3 protein-coding genes are annotated in these 2,515 nt (G+C 45.4%); all 3 read left to right on the plus strand.

Annotated features, from left to right (window positions below; translation table 11 throughout):
- A partial coding sequence (locus tag BACCELL_RS18315; RefSeq protein ID WP_007213469.1) for a DUF4434 domain-containing protein occupies positions 1-896 on the plus strand: 896 nt, incomplete at its 5' end.
- Between the two features lie 5 nt (positions 897-901).
- Positions 902-2,008, plus strand: a complete 1,107-nt coding sequence (locus tag BACCELL_RS18320) for an SGNH/GDSL hydrolase family protein (RefSeq protein ID WP_007213470.1) — start codon at positions 902-904, stop codon at positions 2,006-2,008.
- Positions 2,009-2,026: 18 nt separating this feature from the next.
- The coding region (locus BACCELL_RS18325) for a DUF4434 domain-containing protein (RefSeq protein WP_007213471.1) at positions 2,027-2,515 on the plus strand (489 nt) is incomplete at its 3' end.

Raw genomic sequence — 2,515 nt, forward strand, 5'->3', positions numbered from 1 at the left:
TCCGTTCCATGAATAAGCTGGAAATGAATATGGTGGTCATTCAGGAAGTTTTCCGCAATGAAGAATATGTAGGCAAACATACTACCAATGTGGATAACTATGTAGGTAAAGCCTTCTATCCTTCCAAACTGTATCCCGGCCGTATGGAACTTACAGCCAAAGACCCGATTGAAGCCATCCTGACGGAAGCCGATAAACAGGGCATGAATGTACTGATGGGAGTGGGTATGTTTGCCTGGTTCGACTTTACCCCCGAATCTCTGGAATGGCACAAACGGGTGGCTAAAGAACTGTGGGATATGTATGGTCACCACGAATCCTTTTATGCCTTCTATGTATCCGAAGAGAGTGGCGGCGGTCTGGATAACTGGGAACAACGCCCCGAGATGCGTAAAAAGAGAAAAGACGATATCGTGAATTTCTTCAAAGAGTTTAAGGCTTACTGTAACGCACTTGCACCGGACAAACCGATAATGCTGGCTACCAACAGTTTTGAAGTTCCCAACGGAATGGATACATATCCGGCACTTATGGAGCATCTGGATATCTTGTGCCCATTCGGATTTGCCCGTATGCCGGACGGTGATCTGACCGGTAAGGAAGCGGCTAATATGTTGCAGAAAGTTTGTGATGAGGCTAAAGCTCATTTGTGGTTCGACCTGGAAGTATTCCTATTCAATCCGGATAACTCCCTCTATCCCCGTCCGGTAGAAGAAATCATCCGTGACTTGAATCTGTTTGATAACTTCGAGAAGATTCTTTGCTATCAGTTCCCGGGGGTATTCAATGATCCGAAGATGTCTATCCGTGTGGGCGAAGCACGTACTATCGACTTGTTCAACGGATACATGAAATACCTGAAAGAATTGAAAGCTAAAAATAAGAAACGTAAATAAAGAAAATGATGAAACGTTATTGTCTATATCTGTTTATCCTGATAGGGATAAGTTGCTCTGCGGAACTGAAAGCTCAAAAAAATGGAACTGTTTACAAAGGGAATGATCCTGCCGTGCGATATACCGGCAGAACGTTGGTTTCCCCCGATGGTTCGGTAGCTTTCGACTGGGTAGGCACTTATCTGGAAACCCGCTTTACTGGTGGAAAGCTGTCAGTGAAAGTTTCTGAAACAGGAACGAGCTATTATAATGTATTTGTTGATGGCAAACTGCACAAAGTTGTGAAAGTATGCGGAACGGATACATTGATTCATCTGGTATCGGGCATAGACAAGCGCATTCATAGTTTGAAGATACAGAAACGTTCCGAAGGCGAATTCGGCAAGACAACTGTCCATCAGTTTGTCTTGTCCGGTTCGGGACGCCTGGCGGAAGAGCCGGCAGTGCGCACACGGCATATCGAGTTTATCGGAAACTCACTCACCTGCGGATATGGCACAGACGGGAAACATCGCGATGAACCTTTCCTGGTAGAGACGGAAAATTGTAATCTCACATTTGCCTCTATGGTAGCCCGTTATTATGATGCGGACTATACACTGATTGCCCATTCCGGTAGAGGAGCCGCTCGCAATTATGGTGATTCGGTACGCGTGTCGAAGGTTACGATGAAAGACCGGATGCTGAATACCTTTGACGAAGACCTCACCCATAAATGGAATTTTAAGGAATATCGTCCGGATCTGGTAGTTATCAATTTAGGTTCCAATGATTTCTCAACGGAGCCTCATCCTTACAAAAGCGAATTCACCAAAGCGTACAAACAGATTCTTGCACAACTGCGTGAGCATTATGGAGATATTCCCATATTGTGCATTTACCCTGTAGCTATGCAGGCCCCTGTATTCAGTTATTATGAAGCGATAATAAACGAAGTGAATGATCCGAAAGTCTTTCTACTGAAACTGGATAAGAATCTCTATAACCGGACTACCGACCTGGGGGCTGCATGGCATCCCGGATATTCGGGACATAAGAAAATGGCGATGTGGATAATTCCTTATATCTCTACGATTATGGGCTGGGATCTGACGGATAAAGTGATTGAGTAAACCTGAAAAAAACAAGAGATGCGAAGACGTGACTTTATAAAATACCTGGGATTAGGGGGCGTTGCCATGCTAGCCATGCCTCAATCTATACGTGCAAACTCTTCTGCCGTTGCAGTGCCATCTTCATGCAAAAAGCTGAAACCCATTTCCGGTTCCTGGTTTGAGTTCCGGCATTCGGCTTCGGAAGGGGGAAACTGGAATAAGGCATTGACGCATTTTACTGCCGACCAATGGCGGCGGAAGATTTTCGAAATGCGTGAGATTGGAATGGAGTATCTGGTTATGATGGGTGTAGCTCTGGATGGAAAGCCGTTCTATCCTTCACAGATAGCTCCTCAAATCCCGATGGGATGTGAAGATCCTTTGGAGGCGGTACTTGCTGCCGCCGATGAATGTGGCATCAAGTTCTTTGTGAGCAATGATTTCTGGGGAGAGTTGGATGCTTATACCATGATGATAGACAAAGGCGTGCAGAAGTTACGTTTTCGTTCTATGGAAGAGGTGGCT

This window comes from Bacteroides cellulosilyticus DSM 14838, from assembly GCF_000158035.1.
Classification (GTDB): domain Bacteria; phylum Bacteroidota; class Bacteroidia; order Bacteroidales; family Bacteroidaceae; genus Bacteroides; species Bacteroides cellulosilyticus.